The following is a 24,461-nucleotide window of genomic DNA, read 5'->3' on the forward strand; positions in this document are numbered from 1 at the left end:
GTCGCGCCAAAACCCGGGGCGGACCGGATTGAAGTCGGGTAATCGCTGACACCTAATGCGGTCATGGCTATGCACGGCCGTGCATGGCCAGGTGTGCCTGGAGAGTGACGATGAGCCAATCTGGACAACCCGAAATCAAGCGCCGCCGCCTGTTTGCCGGTGTCGGCACTGCCGGCGCGCTGGCCGCTGCCGCGGTGGCCGTGCCCTTGGCGCGGCAGGCCGAGCCCGCGGCGGCCGAGCCCCCGCCCGCCCCCGAGAAGGGGGGCGGCTACCAGCTCAGCGCCCACGTGCAGCGCTACTACCAGACCGCCAAGGTCTGACCCGCCGGAGGCCCGCCATGCTGTTGACCCGCAAGCCTTCCGCCGCTGCCGCGCTGCAGCGCCCGGCCCATTCCCCGCTGGTGGGCAGCCTCGCGCGCAGCCTGACCCGCGCCATTCCCACCATGGACCGCCGCGCCTTCCTGCGTCGCTCGGGCCTGGGGCTGGGCGCCGGCATCGCCGGCTCGCAGCTGATGCTGGTGAAGAAGGCGCAGGCCGCCGATGCCGCCAAGTCCGGCGAGGCGAAGAAGGTCGAAGTCAAGCGCACCGTGTGCGGCCACTGCTCGGTGGGCTGCGCGGTCGATGCGGTGGTCGAGAACGGCGTCTGGGTGCGCCAGGAGCCGGTGTTCGATTCGCCGATCAACCTGGGCGCGCACTGCGCCAAGGGCGCCGCGCTGCGCGAGCATGGCCACGGCGAATATCGCCTGAAGTACCCGATGAAGCTGGTGGGTGGCAAGTACCAGCGCATCAGCTGGGACCAGGCGCTCGACGAGATCAGCGCCAAGATGCTCGAGCTGAGGAAGCAGAGCGGGCCGGACTCGGTGTTCATCGTCGGCTCGTCCAAGCACAACAACGAGCAGAGTTACCTGCTGCGCAAGTGGGTCAGCTTCTGGGGCAGCAACAACACCGACCACCAGGCGCGCATCTGCCACTCCACCACCGTTGCCGGCGTCGCCAATACCTGGGGGTATGGCGCGATGACCAACTCCTACAACGACATGCAGAACGCCAAGGCGGCGATGTACATCGGCAGCAATGCGGCCGAGGCGCATCCGGTGTCGATGATGCACATGCTGCATGCCAAGGAGAACGGCTGCAAGATGATCGTGGTCGACCCGCGCTTCACGCGCACGGCGGCCAAGGCCGACGAGTACGTGCGCATCCGCTCGGGCACCGACATCCCCTTCCTGTTCGGCGTGCTGTACCACATCTTCAAGAACGGCTGGGAAGACAAGAAGTACATCGAGAACCGTGTCTACGGCATGGACAAGGTGCGCGAGGACGTGCTCGCGAAGTGGACGCCGGACAAGGTGCAGGAAGCCTGCGGGGTCGATGAGGCCACCTGCTTCAAGGTCGCCAAGACGATGGCCGAGAACCGGCCGAGCACGCTGGTCTGGTGCATGGGGCAGACGCAGCACTCGATCGGCAATGCCATGGTGCGCGCCTCCTGCATCGTGCAGCTGGCGCTGGGCAACGTCGGCGTCTCCGGCGGCGGCGCCAACATCTTCCGCGGCCACGACAACGTGCAGGGCGCCACCGACATCGGCCCCAACCCCGATTCGCTGCCCGGCTACTACGGCCTGGCCGAAGGCGCGTGGAAGCTCTTCGCTAAAGTCTGGAACGTCGACTTCGAGTGGATCAAGAAGCAGTACGCGCCGGGCATGATGAGCAAGCCGGGCATGACGGTGTCGCGCTGGGTCGACGGCGTGCTCGAGAAGAACGAGCTGATCGACCAGGACTCGAACCTGCGCGGGCTGTTCTTCTGGGGCCATGCGCCGAACTCGCAGACGCGCGGGCTCGAGATGAAGCAGGCGATGGACAAGCTCGACCTGCTGGTGGTGATCGACCCCTTCCCCTCGGCCACCGCGGCAATGGCCGCGATGCCCGGCAAGCCCGAGCAGCAGAACCCCAATCGCGCGGTCTACCTGCTGCCCGCCTGCACGCAGTTCGAGACCAGCGGCTCCTGCACCGCGAGCAACCGCTCGATCCAGTGGCGCGAGCGGGTCATCGAGCCGCTGTGGGAAAGCCGCTCCGACCACATGATCATGTACCAGCTGGCCGACAAGCTGGGCTTCGGCAAGGAGCTGGTGAAGAACTACAAGATGCAGAAGGTCAAGGGCCTGGACGAGCCCTTGCCCGAGGACATCCTGCGCGAAATCAACAAGTGCACCTGGACCATCGGCTACACCGGCCAGAGCCCGGAGCGGCTGAAGGCGCACATGCGCAACATGAACGTCTTCGACGTGAAGACGCTGCGCGCCAAGGGCGGCATCGACAAGGAGACCGGTTACTCGCTGGACGGCGACTACTTCGGCCTGCCCTGGCCCTGCTACGGCACGCCGGAGATGAAGCACCCGGGCTCGCCGAACCTCTACGACAACAGCCGCCATGTGATGGACGGTGGCGGCAACTTCCGCGCGAACTTCGGGGTCGAGCGCGACGGGGTGTCGCTGCTGGCCGGTGACGGCTCGCACAGCAAGGGCGCCGACCTGACCACCGGCTACCCGGAGTTCGACCATGTGCTGCTGAAGAAGCTGGGCTGGTGGAACGACCTGACCGAAGACGAGAAGAAGGCCGCTGAGGGCAAGAACTGGAAGACCGACCTGTCCGGCGGCATCCAGCGCGTGGTGATGAAGGTGCACGGCTGCCATCCCTTCGGCAACGCGAAGGCGCGCGCGGTGGTCTGGAACTTCCCCGACCCGATACCGCAGCACCGCGAGCCGATCTACAGCAACCGGCCCGAGCTGGTGGCCAAGTACCCGACGCACGACGACAAGAAGGCGTTCTGGCGCATGCCCACGCTCTACAAGAGCGTGCAGGAAAAGAACAAGGACATCGGCAAGACCTTCCCGCTGATCATGACCAGCGGCCGCCTGGTGGAGTACGAAGGCGGCGGCGAAGAGACCCGCTCGAACCCCTGGCTGGCCGAGTTGCAGCAGGAGATGTTCGTCGAGATCAACCCGCGCACGGCCAATGACCGCGGCATCCGCAACGGCGACTGGGTGTGGGTCAAGACCCCGCCGATGGCCGCGGTGCCCGATTTCAAGGGCCTGAAGGTGCGCGCCCAGGTGACCGAGCGGGTGGATGCCGAGACCGTGTTCCTGCCCTTCCACTTCTCGGGTCGCTGGGGTGGCATGGACCTGGCACCCTACTACCCGGATGGTGCGAAGCCGGTGATCCGCGGCGAATCGGTCAACACCGCCACCACCTACGGCTACGACAGCGTGACGATGATGCAAGAGACCAAGACCACGGTCTGCCAGATCGAACGAGCCACGGCTTAAGGAGCACGCGATGGCCCGCATGAAATTCATCTGCGACTCGGAGCGCTGCATCGAGTGCAACGGCTGTGTCACCGCCTGCAAGGCGGAGCACGACATCCCCTGGGGCGTGAACCGCCGCCGCGTGGTGACGCTGAACGACGGCGTGCCCGGCGAGAAGAGCATCTCGGTGGCCTGCATGCACTGCAGCGACGCGCCCTGCATGGCGGTGTGCCCGGTGGACTGCTTCTACCGCACCGACGAAGGCGTGGTGCTGCACGACAAGGACGTGTGCATCGGCTGCGGCTACTGCAGCTACGCCTGTCCGTTCGGCGCGCCGCAGTTCCCCACCAACGGGCAGTTCGGCCTGCGCGGCAAGATGGACAAGTGCACCTTCTGCGCCGGCGGGCCGGAAGAGAACGGCTCGCAGGCCGAGTTCGAGAAGTACGGCCGCAACCGCCTGTCCGAAGGCAAGCTGCCGGCCTGCGCCGAGATGTGCTCGACCAAGGCCCTGCTGGGCGGCGACGGCGACGTGGTGGCCGACATCTTCCGCAACCGGGTGCTGGTGCGCGGCAAGGGCAGCGAGGTCTGGGGCTGGGGCACGGCCTACGGCAAGCCGAGCGCCAAACCCGAGGGGCAGAAGTCATGAATATCCGATTCGGGACGCTGATCATCGGCGTCAGCCTGCTGGCCTCCGCCCTGACGCTGGCCGGCTGCGGCGAGCGCCCGCAGACGCTGGAGTCCGGCGCGCGCAAGGCCGACCAGACGGTCGCGCAGCAGCCGGCGGACAAGTCCGAGGTCGTGCCCGGCTGGACCGATGGCGACAAGGCCAGCTGGGAGCAGCAGATCCGCAACCGCTCGCAGGCACAGAACGAGTACACGCGTTCGACGCCTGCCAAGCCCTGAAGCGCCCGCACCGGGAGACGACGATGGCCTTGTCGATGCAGATCCCTCGGCTGGCCCTGCCGGCCGTGCTGGCGTGCTGGCTGTTGCTGGCCGGCGCGCCCACGCGCGCCCAGGCACCCGCCGCCGCCCCGGCGGCCGCGGCCAGTGCGGCCGCCCCGGCAGCGCCGGAACCGAAGCCCGACGACACCCAGGCCCAGCGCAGCAAGAGCCAGCCCGGCAACAACGCGCCGTTCTGGCGCGCGGTGCGCGAGTCCGGCCACCAGGCCGGCATCAGCAACCTGCCCGGCGCCGAAAAGGGCGTGCTGATCCAGCCCTTCGTGCAGTACCCCGGCGTGCGCTTCAACAATGCCGGCGAGGCCTGGCGCCAGGTGCGCAACCGCTGGATCCTGCCCTATGGCGGCTCCCTGGTCGTCATCGCGCTGCTGGCGGTGGCGCTGTTCTACTGGCGCAAGGGGCCGCTGGGCGCCGACCATGGCGACGCCGGCCGCCGCATCGAGCGCTTCACGCCCTTCGAGCGCTCGGCGCACTGGTGCAACGCCATTGCCTTCAGCGTGCTGGCCATCTCCGGCCTGGTGATGGCCTTCGGCAAGTTCGTGCTGCTGCCGGTGATCGGCAGCACGCTGTTCGGAGGGCTCACCTACCTGCTGAAGACCGCCCACAACTTTGCCGGGCCGCTGTTCGCGGTGTCGCTGCTGGTCGTGATCCTCACCTTCATCCGCGACAACCTGCCCAATGGCTCGGACCTGCGCTGGATCCTCAGCGGCGGCGGGCTGATCGGCCACGCGCATCCGCCGTCGCACCGCTTCAACGGCGGCGAGAAGGTGGTGTTCTGGGCCGGCGTGCTGGTGCTCGGGGTCACGGTGGTCGTCTCCGGCCTGGTGCTGGACAAGCTGCTGCCCGGGCTGGACTACCTGCGCACCGACATGCAGCTGGCCCACATGGTCCATGCCGTGGCCACGCTGCTGATGGTGGCGCTGTTCATCGGCCACATCTACATGGGCACCATCGGCACGCGCGGCGCCTGGCACGCGATGCGCGAGGGCTACGTCAACGAGGCCTGGGCGCGCGAGCACCATGCGCTGTGGGCCGCCGACATCGAGGCCGGCAAGATCCCGGCGCAGCGCTCGAAGTCCACCGAAGCCGCCGCGCCCGCAGGCTCGATGCGAACCACCTGAACCATCCCCGAGGACCGCGCATGAAACGCCTGTTGTCGATTCCGCTGCTGCTGATGCTGGGTGGACTGGCCGTGGCCAAGCTGCCGGCGCCGAGCGACGAAGCCAAGGCCAAGGCCGCCGAGGCCGCGGCGAAGGCCGCGCACGGCGACAAGGTGGCCGCCTTCCAGCTGTGCAAGTCGATGGACCGGGTGGCCGCGGCCTACCGGGCCGATGCCAAGAAGGCCGGCAAGGAAGTGCCGCCGCCGGTGGACACGCCGGCCTGCGCCGACCCCGGGCCCTTCGTGGCCGCGGCACCGGCGGCGCCCGCCCCTGCGCCTGCCGCGCCGACGCCGAAGAAGTAAGCTCGGGCCCCGATGAGCCTGCCCGCGCCTGCCCTGTCTGCCAAGCCTTACCTCAGCGACGCCCGCGCGAGCCTGACGCGCGAGATCACGATCCTCGACGAATTCGGCGAGCGACGTGCCATCGCCATCCCGGCCGAGCGGCCGCTGACGCTGTTCGTCGACAAGCGCGAGCTGCTGACCTTGATGACCCTGGGCGCGCTGCCCGAGCTGCTGGTGCTGGGCTACCTGCGCAACCAGCGGCTGATCGAGCGCGCGGAAGAGATCGAATCGATCACCGTCGACTGGGACGTGGCCGCCGCCGCGGTGAAGACCCGCGACGGCATCGCCGACCTCGAAGCCCGCACCGCCAGGCGCGTGGTCACCACCGGCTGTGGCCAGGGCACGGTGTTCGGTGCGCTGATGGACCACCTGGCCGCGGTGCAGCTGCCGGCCGCGCAGGCCGCGCGCATCCGCCAGAGCACCTTGCACGCGATGCTGGAAGTGATGCGCCAGCAGTCCAGCATCCACCGCAAGGCCGGTTCGGTGCATGGCTGCGCGCTGTTCCGTGGCGCCGAGCTGCTGATGTTCGTCGAGGACGTCGGCCGCCACAACGCGATCGACACCATCGCCGGCTGGATGGCGATGCACGACGTGCACGGCGCCGACAAGACCTTCTACACCACCGGCCGGCTGACCAGCGAGATGGTGATGAAGTCGGCCCAGATGGGCGTGCCGATCATCGTCTCGCGCAACGGCGTCACCGCGATGGGGCACGACCTGGCCACCCAGCTGGGCATGACCTTGTTCGGCCGCGCGTCGAACCGCCACTTCCTCTGCTACACCGGCTTCGAGCGCTTCGACGCCGAGCCCGAGCCGCAGCGCGGCCCGGTGCGGGTGGTCTCGGGCTGAAGATTTCGCCACGGGCGCAACCTCCGGTTTAGGGGGCGGCCTTCATCCCCTTTGCGCCGCGGGGCCCCTGCCGGGCTGCGATGATGCAGCCATGACCGACTTCGACCTGGATGCTTACCTGCAACGCATCGGCTATGCCGGCGCGCGCACGATTTCGCTGGAGACCCTGAGCGCGGTGCACCGCGCGCACGTGGGCGCCATCGCCTTCGAGAACCTGGACCCCTTGCTGGGCCGCCCGGTGGCGCTGGACCTGGCCAGCCTGCAGCACAAGCTGGTGGCGCGACGGCGCGGCGGCTTCTGCTACGAACACAACCTGCTGCTGGGCGCCGCCTTGCGCGCCATCGGCTTCACGGTGGCCGACCTGGCCGCCCGCGTGCGCTGGAACGTGCCGGCCGAGGTGACCCGCCCGCGCACCCACATGCTGCTGGCGGTGAACGTGGCCGCGCAGCGCTACCTGGTGGATGCCGGCTTCGGCGGCCACACGCTGACCGCGCCGCTGCGCATGGACCGCCGGGTGCCGCAGGCCACGCCGCACGGCCCGGTGCGCCTGCTGCGCAACGACAGCCTGTACGAGCTGCAGGCCGAGGTGGGTGGCGTATGGCAGCCGCTGTACACCTTCGACCTGCAGGCCCAGGTGCAGGGCGATTTCGAGATGGCCTGCTGGTACCTGTGCCACCACCCCGAATCGCTGTTCCGCAGCACGCTGATCGCCGCGCGGCCGCTGCCCGAGGGCCGGCTCGCGCTGCGCGACCACCAGCTCACCCACTACACGGCCGATGGCCAGGCCCAGGTCGAGCAGCTCGACAGCGGCGCGGTGCTGCGCGAAGTGCTGCAACGCCGCTTCGGCCTGCAGCTGGCAGGCATCGACGGGCTCGACGCGCGCCTCGAAGCGGTGGCCGCTGCCGGCCGGGCCGCCACTGCCCTCACTTCATGACGGTCTCGCCCTGCAGCGGGCCGAAGTCCTGGATGTTGTGCCGGCGGCGGCGCCAGCCGGCATAGGTGCGGCGCCAGTTGCCGATCGACAGCAGGTAGTACACCGCCTTCAGCACATAGAGCGAAGGCTTGATCGGCACCCGGCCGTACAGGTCGCCCGCCAGCAGCGACATCAAGGCCTGCTTGCCGCGCAGGATGTTGCGCGGGTACATGAACATCTCGCGGATCGTCGGGTTCGTCACGCGGTAGATGAACCACGAGTATTCGCGCGGGCCCAGGCGCATCTTCTTCTCGTAGCGCCGGCGCGCCGCTGCCGCCTGGCGCGGGCTGCCGTCCAGCGTGGCGGCCACGACCTCGACACCGTCGAAGGCGCTCTGCATCGCCAGGTACACGCCCGACGAGAACATCGGGTCGATGAAGGTGAAGGCATCGCCCAGCATCAGGTAGCGCTCGCCGCTGCAATGCGTGGCGGTGTAGGCGTAGTTGCCGGTGGCATGCACCGCATCGTCGACCAGCTCGGCGTCCTGCAGCCGATCCGCCAGCACGGGGCACATCGCGATGGTGTCGAAGAAGAAGTCCTTCAGCGGCTTGTTGCGCGACTTCAGGTAGTAGGGCCAGGCCACCGCGCCGACGCTGGTCGTGCCGTCGGCCAGTGGGATGAACCAGAACCAGCCGTGCTCGAACCAGCAGATGCTGATATTGCCCTCGAGCTTGCCTTCCAGCCGCCTGGCATTGCGGAAGTGGCCGAACAGCGCTGCGGTGTCGTGCGCCTTGTTCTTCTGCTTGCAGCGCAGCTTGTTGGCCAGCAGCGTGTCGCGGCCCGAGGCGTCGATCACGAAGCGGGTGCGCCACTGGCGCTGGCTGCCGTCGTCCATCACCGCGCCGACGGTCGCGCCCTCGGCATCGAACTGCACCTCGCGCACGCGGCAGCCTTCGAGCGTGGCGGCGCCCTGCGCGGCGGCATGGCGGAACAGCAGTTCGTCGAGCTCGGAGCGGCGCACCTGCCACGAATACGGGAACCGGTCGTCCCAGGCGTCCTTGAATTCGACGCGGCTGGTGTGCGCATGCGTGGGCGAGACGAACTCGATGCCGTACTTGGGCATGCCGATCGCTTCGACCTGCTCGCGCACGCCCAGCGCGTCGAACAGCGCAGCATTGCAGGGCAGCAGCGATTCACCGATGTGGAAGCGCGGGTGGTGGTCCTTCTCGACCATCACCACGCGCCGGCCCTGGCGCGCCAGCAAGGCGGCCGCGCTGGCGCCAGCGGGTCCGCCACCGATCACCAGCACGTCGCAGGTGTCGGTCGGAGCAGCAGGGCGCGGGGGTTCGGGAACGGTCATGTCGGCCGGGACTGGAAAGCTCAGCCGGCGATTATCACCACGCCCTTCGCGCTCTTCGCGCCCCTCGCCCGCCGCCGGCTCACTGGAAGGCCCAGATCGCCACCAGGCAGGTCAGGATGCCCGCCAGCAGGAAAGGCGCCCAGCTGGCCACCGCCGCACTCGGCCGCGGCGCCGCGGCCGAGGTCAGCTCGGACGCGCCGGACCCGGTGCGCCGCCGACGGCCATGGCGCTCGGTGCGCCGCTGCCAGTCGGCCACGTCCCGGTAGACACGGCGATGCTCGCTGTACACGCGCGCGCCCAGGCGATCGGCCAGCACGAACATCGCGGCGATCAGCCGCGCATCGACATGCTCTCCGCACAGGTAACCCTGCTGCAGCTCCAACCCGCGCTGGCGGCTGCCTCGCAGCATCGCCCGCACGGCGCCCGCCGACCCGCGAAACAGCTCGAACTCCGGCAAGGTGGCCACCGCTTCCTGCCACTCTTCGGCAGAGATCGGCGTCTTGCTCCAGCCGCTGCGCGCGATGAACGCACGATGCCCCATGATCCCAACGCTCCGACTCGCGTGTTTTCATCGCACTGTCATATCGGTTGGCCCTGGCGTCAAGCCCGCGCCAAAAGGGCGACCCCGCGCCCGCGGGGGGCTGCGAGATACTGCGCGGCTGCTGCCTTGAGCGACGATGCGCCGAATGAAACGCCTGCTGCTGACGATGGCCCTGCTGCTGCTGTTTGTCTACGGTGGGCTCTGCCTGGCGATGTTCCTGAAGCAGCGCTCGCTGATCTACCAGCCCACGCCCGCCGGGTCCGACATGGGGGCCGGCACCACGCTGCCGGTGCCCAGCGCCGCGCTGCAGGTGCCCGGCGCCATGCTGCGCCTGGCGGTGCGGCCGATTCCCGGCACCGCGCGGGCAGTGCTGTATTTCGGCGGCAATGCCGAGGACGTGTCGGCCAGCCTGCCGGACCTGGTGGACACCTACCCCACCTTCTCGATCTATGCCATGCACTACCGTGGCTACGGCGGCAGCACCGGTCAGCCCAGCGAAGCATCGCTGCAGGCCGATGCCCTGGCGCTGTTCGACAGGGTGCACCAGCAGCACCCGCAGGTCATCGTCGTCGGCCGCAGCCTGGGCAGCGGCATCGCGGTGCGGCTGGCCACGCAGCGGCCGGTGGACCAGCTGGTGCTCGTCACCCCCTACGACAGCCTGCAGCGCGTGGCCCAGCGCCAGTACCCCTGGCTGCCGGTGGCCTGGCTGCTGCAGGACAAGTACGAATCCTGGCGCTACGCACCACTGGTGACGGCGCCCACGCGCATCGTCGTCGCCGGCCAGGACAGCCTGATCCCGCCGGCGCACAGCCACGCGCTGTTCGGCTACTTCAAGCCCGGCGTCGCGACGCTGAAGGTCATCGAGCAGGCCGGCCACAACGACGTGTCGTCCTTCCCCGAATACCGTGCGCTGATGATCCATGGCAAATAAGCCTGTTGGCCGCACACTTCGTTCGCTAGGTTTCACGGCACTGCTCGCGACCGGCGCCGCACTCGCCGGCCCGGCCAGCGCGCCGGACACCATCGCGCAGCGCATGCTGGCCTGCACCGCCTGCCATGGCAAGGAGGGCCGGGCCAGCAGCGAGGGCTACTACCCGCGACTGGCGGGCAAGCCGGCGGGCTACCTCTACAACCAGCTGCTGAACTTCCGCGACGGCCGGCGGCGCGGCGGTCGCATGGCCGGCCTGGTGGAACACCTGAACGACGCCTACCTGCACGAAATGGCCGCTTACTTTGCAGGTCTCGACCTGCCCTACCCCGCCGCGCCGCCGCCGCTGGGCGACGCCGCCACGCTGGCCCGCGGCGAGCAGCTGGTGCGCCGGGGCGATGCGGCGCGCGAACTGCCGGCCTGCCAGGCCTGCCATGGCGAGACGCTGATGGGCATGCAGCCGGCCACCCCAGGGCTGCTGGCGTTGCCGCGCGACTACCTGATCTCGCAGATCGGCCGCTGGCAGGTGGGCGTGCGCCGCGCGCAGGCACCGGACTGCATGGCCCAGGTGGCGCAGCGGCTGCGCCCCGAGGACCTGGCCGCGGTGGCCAGCTGGCTGGCCGCGCAACCCGTGCCCACGGGCGCGAAGCCGGCAGCCGCACCGGCCGGGCCGCTGCCGCTGCGCTGCGGGCCGGAGGCGGCCCGGTGAAGCGCGCATTCATCGCCCTGGCCGCGCTGCTGGGCGGGGTGGGCGCCGCGCTGGCCCTGCTGGTGGCGCTGAACCTGCGCGACGAGCAGTCGGTCGACACCGCCGCGCCCGCGTCGCCCGCCACCGCGGCCCAGGTCGAGCGCGGCGCCTACCTCGCACTGGCCGGCAACTGCGCCGGCTGCCACACCGCGCGCGGCGGCGCGCCCTATGCCGGCGGCCGCGCCATCGAGACGCCCTTCGGTACCGTCCACGCCGGCAACCTGACCCCGGATGCCGACACCGGCCTCGGCCGCTGGAATGCCGCGCAGTTCTGGCGCGCGCTGCACAACGGCCGCAGCGCCGATGGCCGGCTGCTGTACCCGGCCTTCCCGTACCCGCAGTTCACCCGCATCACGCGCGAGGACAGCGACGCGCTGTTTGCCTACCTGCGCCAGCTGCCGCCGGTGCGGCAGGCCGCACGCCCGCATGCGCTGCGCTTCCCCTACGACAGCCAGCTGGCGCTGGCGGTGTGGCGGGCGCTGTTCTTCCGCCCCGGTGCGCTGCCGGCCGAGCCCGGCCGGTCGGCCGAATGGCTGCGGGGCCGCTACCTGGTGCACGGCCTCGGCCACTGCAGCGCCTGCCACGCGCCGCGCAACCTGCTGGGCGCGACGCAGGACGAGCAGCGCCTGGGCGGCGCCCCGATCCCGATGCAGGACTGGTACGCGCCGGCGCTGAATTCGCCGGCCGAAGCCGGCGTCGCCGACTGGGACACCGCGCAGGTGGTGCAGCTGCTGAAGACCGGCCGCAGCAGCCGCGGTAGCGTGCTCGGACCGATGGCCGAGGTGGTCTACCGCAGCCTGCAGCACCTGCAGGAATCCGACCTGCGGGCGATCGCGGTCTACCTGCAGTCGCTGCCCCAGGTGGCCGCGGTGCCGGCGACCGCCGCCGCCATGCCCAACGACCGCGGCCGGGAGATCTACGAGCGCCGCTGCGCCGATTGCCACGGCAGCGACGGCCGCGGCGTACCTGGCGCCTACCCGGCGCTGGCCGGCAACCGCAAGGTGACGATGGCCTCCAGCGCCAACCTGGTGCTGATCGTCGTCAATGGCGGCTTCCCGCCGGCCACTGCCGGCAACCCGCGGCCCTACGGCATGCCGCCGTTCGGCCAGGAGCTCGGCGCCGCCGACATCGCCGCCGTGCTCAGCCACATCCGCGCATCATGGGGTAACCATGCCGCGCCGGTGAGCGAGCTGGAGGTGCTCAAATAGCGGCCCCGATGTCGCACGATCACGACCACGGCCAGCCCCATGGCCATCACCACGACCACGACGACGAGCACAGCGAGCTCGGCCCGATGGAGCTGCGCGTGCGCGCGCTGGAAACCGTGCTGGCCGAGAAGGGCTACATCGACCCCGCGGCGCTGGACGTGCTGATCGACACCTACCAGACCCGCATCGGCCCGCGCAACGGAGCGCAGGTGGTGGCCAAGGCCTGGCGCGAGCCGGCCTTCATGGACTGGCTGCTGCGCGACGCCACCGGCGCCATCGCCTCGCTGGGCTTCAGCGGCCGGCAAGGCGAGCACATGGTGGCGCTGCCCAACACGCCCACGCAGCACCACCTGGTGGTCTGCACGCTGTGCAGCTGCTACCCGTGGCCGGTGCTGGGCCTGCCGCCCACCTGGTACAAGAGCGCTCCCTACCGTTCGCGCGCGGTGAAAGACCCGCGCGGCGTGCTGGCCGACTTCGGCGTCACGCTGCCCGCCGAGACCGAGATCCGCGTCTGGGATTCGACTGCCGAGGTGCGCTACCTGGTGATCCCGCAACGCCCGGCCGGCACCGAAGGTTTCAGCGAGGCCCAGCTCGCCGCGCTGGTCACGCGCGACTCGATGATCGGCACCGGCCTGGCCCTATCGCCGGGAATGCCGGGAACGCCCGGAACGCCGCCATGAGCTACCGCTCGCACGCCGACCTCGGCGGCCAGCCGGGCCATGGGGCCGTGACGCCGGAGCCCGAGGACGAGCGCTTCCATGCCGCCTGGGAGCCGCGCGCACTGGCGCTGACGCTGGCGATGGGCGCCACCGGCCAGTGGAACATCGACATGAGCCGCGCCGCACGCGAAACGCTGCCGGACTATGCGGACCTCAGCTACTACCAGATCTGGCTGGCCGCGCTGGAGCGCCTGATGGCCGAGCGCGGCCTGGTCGGCGCCGACGAGCTGGCCGCCGGCCACGCGCTGCACCCGGCGCGCCCGCTGCCGCGCGTGCTGCGCGCGCAGGACGTGCCCGGCGCGCTGGCCAAGGGCTCGCCCACCGCCCGCCCGGCCACCTGCGCCGCCGCCTTCGCGCTCGGGCAGCCGGTGCGCCTGCGGGCCGACGCGGCCCCGCACCACACCCGCCTGCCGGCCTATGTACGCGGCCGCCGCGGCGTGATCGAGCGCGTGCACGGCATGCACGTGTTCGCCGACAGCCATGCCCAGGGCCAGGGCGAGCAGCCGCAGTGGCTGTACACGGTGGTGTTCGACGGCGCCACGCTGTGGGGCGCCGATGCGGCACCGGGCCTGCGCGTCTCGGTCGACGCCTGGGAGTCCTACCTGCTGCCGGCGGACGAGGCCCAGCCATGAACCCGAGCGCCGAAGCCCCGGTGTTCGCCGAGCCCTGGCAGGCGCATGCCTTCGCGCTGGTGCTGCAGCTGCATCAGCGCGGCCTGTTCAGCTGGCCCGAGTGGGCCGCGGCACTGGCCGAACAGATCGCCCGGGCCCAGGCCGCGGGCGACGCCGACCACGGCGACACCTACTACCAGCACTGGCTGGCCGCGCTGGAGGCCATCGTCGCCGCCAAGGGCGCCAGCACGGCCGCTGAACTGGCACGTTATGCACAGGCCTGGGACCATGCGGCCGAGCGCACGCCGCATGGCCGGCCGATCGAACTGCAGCCCGGCGATTTCGACGCACCGGCCGCTGCCACCCCTCACCCCTGACGCCTTCGTTTCCATGAGCAACCTCATCGTCCACGGCGGCCGCCCGCTGCGCGGCAGCATCGCCCCTTCGGCCAACAAGAACGCGGTGCTGCCCGTGCTGTGCGCCACGCTGCTGACCGAGGCCCCCATCGTGCTGCACCGCGTGCCCGACATCACCGACGTGCGCAAGCTGCTGGACTTCTTCCGCGCACTGGGCTCGCAGGTCGAGATGGACTACGCCACCGGCACGCTGCGGCTGCAGCACGGCAGCGGGCTCGATGCCGAGCAGGCGCGGCTGCCCACCGGCATGCGCTCGTCGATCATGCTGGTGCCGGCGCTGCTGCACCGCTTCGGCCGGGTGCGGATGGAAGACGAGGTCGGCGGCTGCACGCTGGGCGTGCGCGAGGTCGATCCGCACATCGAGGTGTTCCGCACCTTCGGCGCGCAGGTCGAACTGGCGCCGGGCGCGCTGACCCTGCGCTCGAACGGCCGCTTCGACGCCACCGACCACTGGCTGGAATACGCCTCGGTCACCACCACCGAGAACTTCCTGCTCTGCGCCGCGGTGGCGCGCGGCCGCTCGCGCCTGACCAACGCGGCCTGCGAGCCGCACGTGCAGGAGTTCTGCCACTTCCTCACGCTGATCGGCGCGCGCATCGAAGGCCAGGGCGGCTCGCAGGTGCAGGTCGAGGGCGTCGACGCGCTGGGCGGTGCCGAGTACACCTTCGTCGACGACTTCCACGAGGTCGCCACCTTCCTGGCGATGAGCGCGATCACTGGCGGCGACGTGGTGGTGCGCAACAGCGCCGCCGCGCAGTTCCCGCTGCTGGACCGCACCTTCGCGAAGTTCGGCGTCGAGATCGAGCACAAGGACGGCTTCAGCCGCGCCCACGTGAACGGTCCGCTGAAGGTGCGCGAGCCCTTCACCAGCAACATCCTGCAGAAGGTCGAGGCCGCGCCCTGGCCCTACGTGCCGGCCGACCTGCTGCCGATCTTCGTCGCCCTGGGCGTGCGCGCGCAGGGCTCGGTGATGTTCTGGAACAAGGTCTACGAGGGCGCGCTGGGCTGGAGCTCGGAGCTCAGCAAGTTCGGGGCGCATGCGGTGCTGTGCGACCCGCACCGGCTCATCATCTACGGCGGCAAGCCGCTGGTGCCGGCGCGGGTCGAGAGCCCTTACATCATCCGCGTGGCGATCGCGCTGTTCATGCTGGCCGCCAGCATCGAGGGCCGCTCGACCATCCTGAACGCGCTGCCGATCCGGCGCGCGCACCCGCGCTTCGTCGAGAACCTCAATGCGCTGGGCGCGGCGGTGCAGTGGGAAGCGGGGGACTGACTACTTGCAGTCGCTGGAGGCCTTGAGCGTCAGCTCGCCCAGCCGCGCATAACCGGCGTTCAGCGGACGCGCCACGCCCCAGGCCTGCACGCAGGCGCCCACCGCGAAGTCGGCGCTCGAGGCCACGGCCCAGCGCACGCCCTCGGCCGACTTCACGGTGTAGACCTGGTGCGTGCCGGCATGGCGCACCTCCTGCACCGCCATCGCCACCGGGCTCAGCGCGAGCTTGGACTGCGACGCGGCCGGCGTGCTGCTCGCCGCCTGGCGGGCTTCGATGCGGCCCAGCAACTGCGGCGTCTCGGCCGGCGGCGGTGGCGCCGAGGCGCAGGCCTGCAGCAGCACGGTGGCAAGGGCCAGGGACAGGGCGGCGGTCTTCATCGTCGGACTCCGGTGGATGCGTTCACCGCGGCGCGCAGCCGCGGGCCTGGGCCAGGCCCTTGAGGTAGGCGCGGCGCACGGTGCCGGCGGCAATGGCGGCGGCCACGTCCTTCGAGTAGCGTTCGGCGCCGCTGAGCTTGCGCACCCAGCCGCGGAAGGGCACCACGCCCTCGGCCGCGCTGCGCAGTGCACCGGCCGCGGCATCGCCCACGGCCGTGCCGCCGCGCTCGATCAGGCCGGCATTGGCCGCGCTCGGCGGTGCATCGAGATCGGCGCCCAGCACCTCGTCGAGGCCGCGTACTTCAGACGTCAGCGCCACGCAGCGCTGGTCGGCCGGCACCAGGTAGGGCGCCTGCTGGGCACGCTGCAGCGCCGGCGGGATCGGCGCCTGCACCAGGTTCAGGTCGTTCAGCGGCGTCACCGCGGCCTGGCCCACCGCCTTGTCGGCACTGGCGCAGGCGGCCAGCCCGGCCAGCGCCAGCACGGGCAGACAGCGGGTCATCGTCATCGGCATGATCGTCATGGAGAAAGGTCCGGAATAGAGGGGCGATCGAGGCAGGGCGCGGGCGGACACGCGGGCGCCCCCGCGGCGCTCAGGCTTTCTTCTTCTTGCCGCGTTCCGGGACCACGGTGGTGACGGTCGGCATCACCGGGCTGGGCGAGGAAGGCTTGGCGCCGCCCGCGTCCTTCTTCGGCTTCTTCGCTTCCTTGTTGCTGCGTTGCTGGCCCTTGGGCATGGCATGGTCCTCCGGTTCGAGAATGGGCGCCGCGGCCATCGCGGCGACAGGCCTGCATTGTGCGAGGCATTTGCGCCGCGGTGGCACCCTTGGCCCGGTGGCGCCCCGCGACAATCCGGTCGATGCCCGACGACGACCTGCAGCCGCGGCTGATCCTGCAGACCCTGACCCGCGGCGACGGCCTGCTCGGCCTGCGCCCCTGCGGCCCGGTGATCCCGCCGGCGCGCACGCCGCTGTTCGGGGCCCGCGGGCCGCAGCTGAGCCTGGTGCGCCTGCACTGGCAGGACGCGCGCGGCCAGCGCCGGCAGCCGGCGCCCGATGCGCCGGCGGTGATCGCCGCGCTGCGGCGCCTGCACCGCGCCGGCCTGCGCCCGCTGCCGCCCGAAGGGCTGCAGTGGCGCGGCCCGTCGCCGCTGCCGCACGACGAGGCGCTGTGGACCCTGGTGCAGGAAGCGCAGTTCGGCGACTTCTGGGCCGACGAACTGCCGCAGCTGCAGCGCGAAGGCTGGCAGGTCGTCGTGCTGCCGGGCTTTGCCCACCGCAGCACGCCGGTCGAGGCGTGGCGCCTGGTGCTCGACCCGGTGCACGGCGAGGGCCGCGCGCTGCAGCTCGAGGGCCCGATCCAGCGCCGCGCCGCGAAGCTCGAAGCGCTGGCCGGCCCGCCCGGCATGGGCTCGTGGCTGCTCAGCCTGGGCGTGGTGGTCGAGGGCGAGACGCTGGACCTGGTGCCGCTGTTCGCCGCGCTGATCAAGCGCGACCGGCGGTGGCTCAGCCGCGAGCAGATCGAGGCCATCGCCGACGATGCGCTGATCCGCCTGCGCACGCCGCTGGGCCGCCACATCGACACCCCGGCGGCGCCGCTGAAGGCGATGGCCAGCACCCTGCTCGACCTGGTGACCGAACCGCGCCAGCACGCCGGTCCGCTGCTGCTGGCACGCTGGGAGGCGCGCCGGCTCGAAGCACTGCGCCTGGCCCTGCAGGCCCGCCCCGAGGCCCTGCCCGGCAGTGCCGGCGCCTGGGCGCTGCGCGGCGACGCCGGCCTGCGGCAACTGGCCGAGCGCCTGCTTGAAGCCGGGCCCGAAGCGCCGGTGGCCGCGCCCGCCGGCCTGGGCCTGACGCTGCGCGACTACCAGCGCCAGGGCCTGGCCTGGCTGCAGCACCTGCGCGCGCAGGGCCTCGGCGGCATCCTGGCCGACGAGATGGGCCTGGGCAAGACGGCCCAGGCGCTGGCCCACCTGCTGCTCGAGCAGCAGGCCGGCCGGCTGGACCGGCCCGCGCTGGTGGTGGCGCCCGCCTCGCTGCTGTTCAACTGGCAGGCCGAGGCACAGCGCTTCGCGCCCGGGCTCAAGCTGCTGGTCTGGCAGGGTCCCCAACGCCCAAAAGACGCGGCCAGCCTGGCCGACCACGACCTGGTGCTGACCAGCTACCCACTGCTGTGGCGCGATGGCGGCGGCGCCCTGCGGCGGCAGCCTTGGCACCTGGTGATCCTGGACGAGGCGCAGGTGGTCAAGAACGCCGGCAGCCGTACCGCCACCGCGGCGCGAAGGCTGCAGGCGCGCCATCGCCTGTGCCTGACCGGCACCCCGATGGAGAACCACCTCGGCGAGCTGTGGGCGCAGTTCCACTTCCTGATGCCGGGCTACCTGGGCGACGCGCGCGAGTTCCAGCGCCGCTGGCGCACGCCGATCGAACGCAACGGCGAGACGCTGCGCGCGCAGCTGCTGGCCGAGCGCGTGCGGCCCTTCATCCTGCGCCGCCGCAAGCACGAGGTGGCGCGCGAACTGCCGCCGGTGACCGAGCAGCTGCTGCGCGTGCGGCTCGAAGGCGCGCAGCGCCTGCTGTACGAAAGCCTGCGCTTCAGCGCCGATGAGCAGGTGCGCCGCCTGCTCGACCGCATCGGCTTCCCCGGCGCGCGCGTGGCGATCCTCGATGCGCTGCTGAAGCTGCGCCAGGTCTGCTGCGATCCGCGGCTGGTCCGTGACGCGCCGGCGGCGGCCCCCGTCGAGAACGCCAAGCTGCAATGGCTGCGCGAGATGCTGCCGACGCTGCTGGCCGAGGGGCGGCGCGTGCTGCTGTTCTCGCAGTTCACGCGCTGGCTCGACCTGCTGCGGCCCGAGCTCGATGCGCTGCAGCTGCCCCACCTGCTGCTGACCGGTGCCACGCCGCCGCCCGCGCGCGGCGCGCTGGTGCAGCGCTTCCAGGCCGGCGAGGTGCCGCTGCTGCTGGCCAGCCTGAAGGCCGGCGGCGTGGGCCTGAACCTGACCGCGGCCGACACCGTGGTGCTGCTCGATCCGTGGTGGAACCCGGCGGTCGAGCAGCAGGCCAGCGCCCGCGCGCACCGCATCGGGCAGACGCGGCCGGTGCTGGTGCTGCGCCTGCTGGCCGAGGGCAGCATCGAGGAACGCATGCTGGCGCTGCAGCAGCGCAAGAGCGTGCTGGCCGACCGGGTGCTGGGCGAGGACGAGGCGCTGGCCACCAAGTTCGACGCGGACGACCTGCCCGGGCTGCTGGCGCCGCTGGCGTGAGCGGCCGCGCGGGCGGCGAGTCAAGTCCGCACGCCGGCTGTCGATAACGCCCTACAGGGACCGCGCCGGATGGACGGGCGCGGCCTGCCCTCGCGCTGTTCAACCGCCACCGCCGCCCCAGGACGACCGATGTCTGAATCCCGCAGCAGCACCGTCGTGACCCACCGCCTGTCGGCGGCCTGGCTGCGCGCGCGCCTGGGCCAGTGGACCGGGGCCCTGCTGGTGCTGCTGGGCTGCGCGGCGTGCGTGCACGGTGTCATCTCCGTCGGCCAGCTGACGCCCGGCGCGGCCGGCCAGGTCGGCGCCGGCGTGCTGCTGGCGCTGCTGGCCAGCCAGTTTCCGGTGCGCATCGCCCGCAGCGAGCAGAGCTTCTCGGCCGCCGGCATCTTCACCATCCTGCTGCTGCTGATGCACGGCCCGGCGGCTGCCGGCCTGGCGGCGGCCGCCGAAACCTGGGGCGGCCGCTGGCGCCGCGCCAACCGCCGCGTCGCGCCGGTGATCGAAGCCAGTGCCGCGGCGCTGGCGATGGTGGCCTGCGGCAGCGTGCTGCAGGCCGTGCTGCCGCTGCTGTCCCGCGGCACTGCGGGCATGCTGGCCACGCTGCTGATGGCGGCCATGCTGTTCGGCAGCCTGCACCATGCCGCCAGCACGGCGCTGATGGCCGCGCTGCGTCCGCTGCTGCAGGGCCGCCCGGCGAGCCCCGAAGACTTCGGCAGGGGCATCGGCTGGACCGGCATCGCCCATGCCGCCACCGCGGCGATCGCCGCGCTGCTGTTCATCGAGCAGCAACGCTCGGGCCTGACGGTGATGCTGGCCATGGCGCTGATCGTCGGGCTGCTGTTCACCACGCTGCACTTCTTCACGCTGCAGCAGCAGGCCGACGATGCGGTGCGCCAGGCCGCCGCCGATGCGGTGGAGCGCGAGGCCGAACTGGCCGCCAGCATCGCGCGCGAGCGTGCCGCCGCGCTGAAGGCCCAGCACGTGCGCGAGCTGGCGCTGAGCGAGCGACGCTTCCACAACGCCTTCACGCATGCACCGATCGGCATGGCGCTGATGTCCTTCGACGGCCACATCCGCCAGGCCAATCCGGCGCTGCACACGCTGCTCGGCTTCGAGGGCGGCGACCTGGAGACACGGCTCTTCACCGAGGTGCTGAACCCGCTGGACGCGGCCTCGCTGCAACGCGAGATGGCCCGCGTGATGCGGCGCGAAGCCGAGTCGCTGAGCCTGGAGCTGTGCTGCCGCCACAGCGACGGCAGCGAGGTCTGGGTCATCGCCAACGGCAGCCTGTTTTCCGAGCCCGGCGCGCACGAGCCCTGCTTCATCCTGCAGATCCAGGACATCAGCGCACGGCGGCGCGCCGAGCACGAGCTGCGCCACCGCGCCTTCCACGACAAGCTCACCGGGCTGCCGAACCGCGACCGCTTCAACGAGCTGCTGTCGCGCGCGCTCGACGCGGCACACACCGACCCGAGCCGCCGCTTCGCGGTGCTGTTCCTCGACTTCGACCGCTTCAAGCTCATCAACGACAGCCAGGGCCACGCCGTCGGCGACGAGTTCCTGGTGCGCGCCTCGGGCCGGCTGCACCGCTGCCTGCGCCACCGCGACACGCTGGCGCGGCTGGGCGGCGACGAGTTCGCGATCCTGGCCGACGACCTGGCCCACGATGGCGACGCGGTGACGCTGGCCGAGCGCCTGCTCGAATCGCTGCGCGAGCCGCTGGGCCTGCCCGGCATCGCCATCACCGCCAGCGCCAGCATCGGCATCACCTTCAGCTCGATGGGCTACCGCTCGCCCGAGGACATGCTGCGCGACGCCGACATCGCGATGTACCGGGCCAAGGTCGACGGCAAGGCGCGCTTCGCGCTGTTCGACGTGCGGCTGCACACCGAGGTGTCGAGCCGGCTGCGGCTGGAAGCCGACCTGCGCGAGGCGCTGGAACGCCGCCAGCTCACCGTGGCCTACCAGCCGATGTTCGAGCTGGCCACGGGCCGGCTGCAGGGCTTCGAGGCGCTGGCGCGCTGGAACCACCCGACGCTGGGGCCGGTGAGCCCGGGCACCTTCATCCCGATCGCCGAGGAATCGGGCCTGGTCGTGCAGCTCACCGACTTCGTGCTCGACAGCGCCTGCCGCCAACTGCGCGAATGGCAGCGCACCAACCCCGAGTTCGACGAGATCGCGGTGCACATCAACGTCGCGTCGAACGACGTCGCCCGCGGCGGGCTGGTCGGCCGCGTCACCGACGTGCTGCAGCGCACCAGCCTGCGTCCGCGCCACCTGAAGATCGAGCTGACCGAGAACATCCTCATGACCCAGCTGGCCGCGGCCATGGGCACCTTGCGGCAGCTGCGCGAGCTGGGCGTCGGCCTGGCGGTGGACGATTTCGGCACCGGCTACTCGTCGCTGAGCCACCTGTCGGTGCTGCCGATCGACAGCCTGAAGATCGACATGTCCTTCGTGCGCAACCTGCGTGTGGGCTCCAGCGAGGCAGCTGTGATCCGCGCCATCGTGCTGCTGGGCACCTCGCTAGGCAAGCGGGTGATCGCCGAGGGGATCGAGTCGCGCTCGCAGCAGGAACAGCTGCGCGACCTGGGCTGCGAGCAGGGCCAGGGCTTCTACCTCTCGCGGCCGCTGCCGCCGGAAGCCGTGCCGCAGCTGCTGGAGGCCGCGCCGACGCAGCCGGCGCCGCTGAACCCGTCGGACACGCTGCCGCAGAGCCTGCAGGTGCACTGAGCCCGCCGTTGCGCAGGCTCAACGACGGCCAGCGCGCGCCGCCCTCAAGATCCGGTCATGGCAACCCGGGTCGGGGAAGGAGGAGGCCAGGTGGGCACTCTGCAACAGCTGTTCAAGCACGGCCTGTGCTGCGCGGGGCTGGGCATCGCGATGGCGGCGCAGGCCGGCCACATCCAGACCATCGACTGCAACATCGACGCCTACAACCTCACCGGGTCCACGGCCAACGACTTCGACATCCAGCTCAGCGGCGTGACGGCCGACGACATCCGGCAGGTCTTCCTGCGGCCGGCGCAGTACTTTCCGGACGTCAGCGTCTCCACCGAGAGCTACGGCGCGCTGATCCACTACTCGGGCCGCGAGATCGCCTCGGGCGACAGCGTGCACATCGGCTACGAGATCTACCCCGCCGGCCCGTGGGGCACGATCGACCAATACTGGTCGCTGGACGGCGCCCGGCTGGGCGGGCCGGAATTCCTCTGCAGGCAACCGACCGACCGGCTCGACGGGCGCGTGACCAACACCAGCGCGGGGGATGTCTGGATCCGGCGCCGCGTGCAGTACCAGGCCGGCGCGGTCGACCTGGCGGACGACCTGGTGCGCAGCAGCAGCTTCTTTGCCGCGGCGCAGCTGATCGACACCGACCCGATCCAGCTGCTGCAGAACCAGAGCACCGACTACCGCTTCGCCGACCTCGGCGGCGGCAGCTACACGATGATCTACGAGGTCTGCAGCGACGCACGCTGCGGCAACGTGACGCAGACCGTGTTCAGCAGCCTGTTCTACGTGCCGGAGCCGGGCGTGCTGGGGCTGGCGGGCCTGGGCCTGCTGCTGCTGGCCGCCTCGCGGCCGCCGCGCCAGCGCTGAAGCCGCCGGCCCGCGGTGGCCGTGGGCGGCCTCTATGATGGCCGCCCCGCATCACCGAGGGTGCCGACAATGTTCGCCCTGCGTGCCGGCTTGGCGCTGGCCTTGCTGATCGGCGCCTGCGCCGCGCCTGCACAGACCGTCGATCCCGTCGAGACGCAGCGCCTGCGCGCGGCCTTCGAGACCGAATGGGACGCGCTGGCCCAGCGCTACCCCGAGTTCGCCACCTTCCGCGGCGACAGCCGCTACGACGACCGCTGGACCGACAACTCGGCGCCAGCGCGGGCCGAGCGCGACCGGCTGGAGCGCGAATGGCTGGCCACCCTGCGGGGCTTCGACCGCAGCAAGCTCTCGGCCAGCGATGCGGTGTCGCTCGACATGGCCCGCGAGCGGGCCGAGTCGGAGGTGCGCATGCAGGCCTTCGAGGGCTGGCGCACGATGCGGCTGGGCAGCCTGCGCGGCATCCAGACCGTGCTGCCGGATGTGCTGCGCGTCAATCCGAACCGCAGCAAGGCCGAGGTCGAGAAGATGCTGGCCCGCATCGCGGCCTACCCCGTGCTGCTGGACCAGGAAATGGCACAGCTGCGGCGCGGCATCGCGCTGGGCTGGGTGGCGTCCAAGCCGGTGCTGCAGCGCGCGCTGGCGCAGATCGACGCGCTGCTGCAGGAGCCCGAGACGACCGCGATCTTCGAGCCCTTCAAGAACCTCGGCCCGGGCGTTGCACCGGCCGAGGCCCAGGCCCTGCGCGCACAGGCGGCGCGGCAGATCGCCGAGCAGGCACAGCCGGCCCTGCGCCGGCTGCGCGACTTCGTGGCCGGCCCCTACATGGCCGCCGCGCCGGCCGAGGGCGCCTACAGCGGCTATCCCGACGGCGCCAAGGTGTACGCGGCCCTGGTGCGCGAGCAGACCACCACGACGATGACGCCCGACGAGATCCATGCGCTCGGTCTCGAGCTGGTGGCCGTGCTGCGGGCGCAGATGGAAGACGTGATGCGCGACAGCGGCTTCACCGGCGACTTCAAGGCCTTCCTGCGGTACTTGAACACCGATCCGAAGTTCTTCTACGCCAGCCCCGAGGCCATGCTCGCCGGCTACCGCGACATCGCCAAGCGCATCGATCCCGAACTGCCCCGGCTGTTCGCCGAACTGCCGCGCCTGCCCTACGGCGTGCGCGCGATGCCCGCCTACCTGGGGCCGGGTGCTGCGGAGAACTACACCCGCGGCACCGCCGACGGCAAGCGGGCCGGCTGGTTCAATGCCAACACCGAAGCCTGGAAGCTGCGGCCGCGCTGGACCATGGAAACGCTGGTCGCGCACGAGGCCGTCCCCGGCCACCACCTGCAGACCGCGCGGGCCCTGGAGTTGCGGGACCTGCCGGCGTTCCGGCGCAGCGCCTTCTACCCGGCCTTTGGCGAAGGCTGGGCGCTCTATGCGGAGACCCTGGGGCCCGAGCTTGGCCTGTACACCGACCGCTACAGCCTGTTCGGCCATCTGCAGGCGCAGATCTTCCGTGCCGCGCGGCTGGTGGTCGACACCGGCCTGCACGCCATGGGCTGGCCGCGGCAGCGCGCCATCGACTACCTGGCCGAACAGACCGGCTACGACCAGGAGATGGTGAGCGCCGAGGTCGACCGCTACCTGTCGAACCCGGGGCAGGCGCTCACCTACATGATCGGCGAGCAGAAGATCCTGTCGCTGCGCGACAAGGCCCGCCAGGCGCTGGGCGCCCGGTTCGACATCCGCCAGTTCCACATGGCCGTGCTGGACCAGGGCGCGGTGCCGCTGCAGGTGCTGGAGCGACTGGTCGACGACTGGATTGCCCGGCAGAAGGTCGCTCAATAAAAGATCCCAATCGCGGCGATCCTCTTAATCAACCCACGCAATGCTGCAGCGCACATA

At 71.1% G+C, this 24,461-nt stretch carries 24 protein-coding genes; 19 read left to right on the plus strand and 5 right to left on the minus strand.

The genetic code is table 11. The annotated features are described in order from the left end of the window. The first annotated feature begins 110 nt into the window (after positions 1–110). The 8 genes from ACILR4_RS02035 to ACILR4_RS02070 all read left to right on the plus strand — a co-directional run bounded on the left by ACILR4_RS02035 (position 111) and on the right by ACILR4_RS02070 (position 7,542). Positions 111–320 carry a formate dehydrogenase gene (locus ACILR4_RS02035; protein WP_395699150.1) on the plus strand — a complete coding sequence of 70 codons (210 nt, stop codon included), beginning with the start codon at positions 111–113 and terminating at the stop codon, positions 318–320. A gap of 17 nt (positions 321–337) precedes the next feature. Beyond that, a complete protein-coding gene (locus tag ACILR4_RS02040; RefSeq protein WP_395699151.1) occupies positions 338–3,322 on the plus strand; it encodes a formate dehydrogenase subunit alpha in 2,985 nt (994 codons plus the stop codon). Positions 3,323–3,332: 10 nt separating this feature from the next. Then, positions 3,333–3,947: a formate dehydrogenase FDH3 subunit beta gene (gene fdh3B / locus ACILR4_RS02045; protein WP_395699152.1), complete on the plus strand. Its 615-nt coding sequence runs from the start codon at positions 3,333–3,335 to the stop codon at positions 3,945–3,947. After that, positions 3,944–4,204, plus strand: coding sequence for a hypothetical protein (locus tag ACILR4_RS02050; RefSeq protein ID WP_395699153.1), 261 nt, complete (start codon positions 3,944–3,946; stop codon positions 4,202–4,204). The genes fdh3B and ACILR4_RS02050 overlap by 4 nt, the downstream gene beginning before the upstream one ends. 23 nt (positions 4,205–4,227) lie before the next feature. Further along, positions 4,228–5,379 carry a formate dehydrogenase subunit gamma gene (locus ACILR4_RS02055; RefSeq protein ID WP_395699154.1) on the plus strand — a complete coding sequence of 384 codons (1,152 nt, stop codon included), beginning with the start codon at positions 4,228–4,230 and terminating at the stop codon, positions 5,377–5,379. Between the two features lie 20 nt (positions 5,380–5,399). Further along, the gene (locus tag ACILR4_RS02060) at positions 5,400–5,720 is read left to right on the plus strand and encodes a hypothetical protein (RefSeq protein WP_395699155.1); all 321 of its coding nucleotides are present in this window, start codon (positions 5,400–5,402) and stop codon (positions 5,718–5,720) included. A 12-nt stretch (positions 5,721–5,732) separates the two neighbouring features. Further along, positions 5,733–6,608, plus strand: a complete 876-nt coding sequence (locus ACILR4_RS02065; RefSeq protein WP_395699156.1) for a formate dehydrogenase accessory sulfurtransferase FdhD — start codon at positions 5,733–5,735, stop codon at positions 6,606–6,608. Positions 6,609–6,699: 91 nt separating this feature from the next. Then, complete coding sequence (locus ACILR4_RS02070; RefSeq protein WP_395699157.1) at positions 6,700–7,542, plus strand: arylamine N-acetyltransferase; 843 nt, start codon at positions 6,700–6,702, stop codon at positions 7,540–7,542. Here the strand turns inward: ACILR4_RS02070 and ACILR4_RS02075 are convergent. Both ACILR4_RS02075 and ACILR4_RS02080 read right to left on the minus strand, forming a co-directional pair. Beyond that, entirely contained in the window at positions 7,532–8,881 is a 1,350-nt protein-coding gene (locus ACILR4_RS02075) for an NAD(P)/FAD-dependent oxidoreductase (RefSeq protein WP_395699158.1), read from the minus strand. The two genes, ACILR4_RS02070 and ACILR4_RS02075, sit on opposite strands and share 11 nt — an antisense overlap. 79 nt (positions 8,882–8,960) lie before the next feature. Next, positions 8,961–9,422, minus strand: a complete 462-nt coding sequence (locus tag ACILR4_RS02080) for a hypothetical protein (RefSeq protein ID WP_395699159.1) — start codon at positions 9,420–9,422, stop codon at positions 8,961–8,963. Between the two features lie 145 nt (positions 9,423–9,567). Here ACILR4_RS02080 and ACILR4_RS02085 point away from each other — a divergent pair, with 145 nt between their 5' ends. Genes ACILR4_RS02085 through ACILR4_RS02115 form a run of 7 tightly spaced genes read left to right on the plus strand, consistent with a single transcriptional unit; the run spans position 9,568 to position 15,325 of the window. Beyond that, on the plus strand, positions 9,568–10,353 hold the full coding sequence (locus ACILR4_RS02085; protein WP_395699160.1) for an alpha/beta hydrolase: 786 nt from the start codon (positions 9,568–9,570) through the stop codon (positions 10,351–10,353). Continuing rightward, entirely contained in the window at positions 10,343–11,059 is a 717-nt protein-coding gene (locus ACILR4_RS02090) for a c-type cytochrome (protein ID WP_395699161.1), read from the plus strand. The genes ACILR4_RS02085 and ACILR4_RS02090 overlap by 11 nt, the downstream gene beginning before the upstream one ends. Beyond that, a complete protein-coding gene (locus ACILR4_RS02095; protein ID WP_395699162.1) occupies positions 11,056–12,306 on the plus strand; it encodes a cytochrome c in 1,251 nt (416 codons plus the stop codon). The genes ACILR4_RS02090 and ACILR4_RS02095 overlap by 4 nt, the downstream gene beginning before the upstream one ends. A gap of 8 nt (positions 12,307–12,314) precedes the next feature. Further along, positions 12,315–12,986: a nitrile hydratase subunit alpha gene (gene nthA, locus ACILR4_RS02100; RefSeq protein WP_395699163.1), complete on the plus strand. Its 672-nt coding sequence runs from the start codon at positions 12,315–12,317 to the stop codon at positions 12,984–12,986. Then, complete coding sequence (gene nthB, locus ACILR4_RS02105) at positions 12,983–13,657, plus strand: nitrile hydratase subunit beta (RefSeq protein ID WP_395699164.1); 675 nt, start codon at positions 12,983–12,985, stop codon at positions 13,655–13,657. The genes nthA and nthB overlap by 4 nt, the downstream gene beginning before the upstream one ends. Next, positions 13,654–14,013 carry a nitrile hydratase accessory protein gene (locus tag ACILR4_RS02110; protein ID WP_395699165.1) on the plus strand — a complete coding sequence of 120 codons (360 nt, stop codon included), beginning with the start codon at positions 13,654–13,656 and terminating at the stop codon, positions 14,011–14,013. The genes nthB and ACILR4_RS02110 overlap by 4 nt, the downstream gene beginning before the upstream one ends. 13 nt (positions 14,014–14,026) lie before the next feature. Next, positions 14,027–15,325 (plus strand): UDP-N-acetylglucosamine 1-carboxyvinyltransferase, encoded by a 1,299-nt coding sequence (locus ACILR4_RS02115; protein ID WP_395699166.1) that lies wholly within the window; start codon positions 14,027–14,029, stop codon positions 15,323–15,325. Here the strand turns inward: ACILR4_RS02115 and ACILR4_RS02120 are convergent, their stop codons facing one another. From ACILR4_RS02120 to ACILR4_RS02130, 3 genes are all read right to left on the minus strand, one after another. Next, positions 15,326–15,703, minus strand: a complete 378-nt coding sequence (locus ACILR4_RS02120; protein ID WP_395699167.1) for a hypothetical protein — start codon at positions 15,701–15,703, stop codon at positions 15,326–15,328. Between the two features lie 22 nt (positions 15,704–15,725). Then, positions 15,726–16,226, minus strand: a complete 501-nt coding sequence (locus ACILR4_RS02125; protein ID WP_395699168.1) for a hypothetical protein — start codon at positions 16,224–16,226, stop codon at positions 15,726–15,728. Between the two features lie 70 nt (positions 16,227–16,296). Continuing rightward, on the minus strand, positions 16,297–16,440 hold the full coding sequence (locus ACILR4_RS02130; RefSeq protein WP_395699169.1) for a hypothetical protein: 144 nt from the start codon (positions 16,438–16,440) through the stop codon (positions 16,297–16,299). A gap of 122 nt (positions 16,441–16,562) precedes the next feature. Between ACILR4_RS02130 and ACILR4_RS02135 the strand changes: the two genes are divergently transcribed. The 4 genes from ACILR4_RS02135 (at position 16,563) to ACILR4_RS02150 (ending at position 24,404) form a co-directional block, all read left to right on the plus strand. Further along, positions 16,563–18,965, plus strand: a complete 2,403-nt coding sequence (locus ACILR4_RS02135) for a DEAD/DEAH box helicase (protein WP_395699170.1) — start codon at positions 16,563–16,565, stop codon at positions 18,963–18,965. 129 nt (positions 18,966–19,094) lie between these two features. After that, on the plus strand, positions 19,095–21,698 hold the full coding sequence (locus ACILR4_RS02140) for a putative bifunctional diguanylate cyclase/phosphodiesterase (RefSeq protein WP_395699171.1): 2,604 nt from the start codon (positions 19,095–19,097) through the stop codon (positions 21,696–21,698). Positions 21,699–21,788: 90 nt separating this feature from the next. Further along, positions 21,789–22,565, plus strand: coding sequence for a hypothetical protein (locus ACILR4_RS02145; RefSeq protein ID WP_395699172.1), 777 nt, complete (start codon positions 21,789–21,791; stop codon positions 22,563–22,565). Positions 22,566–22,634: 69 nt separating this feature from the next. Continuing rightward, entirely contained in the window at positions 22,635–24,404 is a 1,770-nt protein-coding gene (locus ACILR4_RS02150) for a DUF885 domain-containing protein (RefSeq protein WP_395699173.1), read from the plus strand. The last annotated feature ends 57 nt before the right edge of the window (positions 24,405–24,461 follow it).

Source organism: Aquabacterium sp. (assembly GCF_044226965.1).
In the GTDB taxonomy this organism is placed as follows: Bacteria; Pseudomonadota; Gammaproteobacteria; order Burkholderiales; family Burkholderiaceae_C; genus Pseudaquabacterium.